At 53.2% G+C, this 585-nt stretch carries 6 tRNA genes; all 6 read right to left on the bottom strand.

The features are described 5' to 3' along the window. Window position 1: 1 nt before the first annotated feature. Window positions 2-77, bottom strand: a tRNA-Ala gene (locus GY23_RS17730). Between the two features lie 19 nt (window positions 78-96). Continuing rightward, window positions 97-173: transfer RNA gene (locus GY23_RS17725), tRNA-Pro, on the bottom strand. A gap of 14 nt (window positions 174-187) precedes the next feature. Then, a tRNA-Arg gene (locus tag GY23_RS17720) sits at window positions 188-264 on the bottom strand. A 22-nt stretch (window positions 265-286) separates the two neighbouring features. Further along, window positions 287-375, bottom strand: a tRNA-Leu gene (locus tag GY23_RS17715). A 14-nt stretch (window positions 376-389) separates the two neighbouring features. Then, a tRNA-Gly gene (locus tag GY23_RS17710) sits at window positions 390-464 on the bottom strand. Between the two features lie 17 nt (window positions 465-481). After that, window positions 482-566 (bottom strand) — tRNA-Leu (locus GY23_RS17705). Window positions 567-585 lie beyond the last annotated feature (19 nt).

Genomic DNA, 585 nt, shown 5'->3' with positions numbered 1-585 from the left:
ATGGTGGAGCCTAGCGGGATCGAACCGCTGACCTCCTGCGTGCAAGGCAGGCGCTCTCCCAGCTGAGCTAAGGCCCCTTAAAAGGGATAAAAAAACTGGTCGGGAAGACAGGATTCGAACCTGCGACCCCTTGGTCCCAAACCAAGTGCTCTACCAAGCTGAGCTACTTCCCGACAATTTAAAATTATGGCGCGCCCGGCAGGAGTCGAACCCACAACCTTCTGATCCGTAGTCAGACGCTCTATCCAATTGAGCTACGGGCGCTTAAATATTCTGTTTTAAAAGATGGTGCCGAGGACCGGAATCGAACCGGTACGGTAGTCACCTACCGCAGGATTTTAAGTCCTGTGCGTCTGCCAGTTCCGCCACCCCGGCACTTAAGAAATATATGGAGCGGAAGACGAGGTTCGAACTCGCGACCCCCACCTTGGCAAGGTGGTGTTCTACCACTGAACTACTTCCGCTAGTATGAAAATAAAAATGGTGCGGGTGAAGGGAGTCGAACCCCCACGCCTTGCGGCGCTAGATCCTAAGTCTAGTGCGTCTGCCAGTTCCGCCACACCCGCTACTTAGTATTTGTAAAAA

Source organism: Paenisporosarcina indica (assembly GCF_001939075.1).
Taxonomy (GTDB): domain Bacteria; phylum Bacillota; class Bacilli; order Bacillales_A; family Planococcaceae; genus Paenisporosarcina; species Paenisporosarcina indica.
The sequence above is the reverse complement of the archived record's forward strand: the minus strand, read 5'-3'. Positions and strand labels throughout refer to the sequence as shown.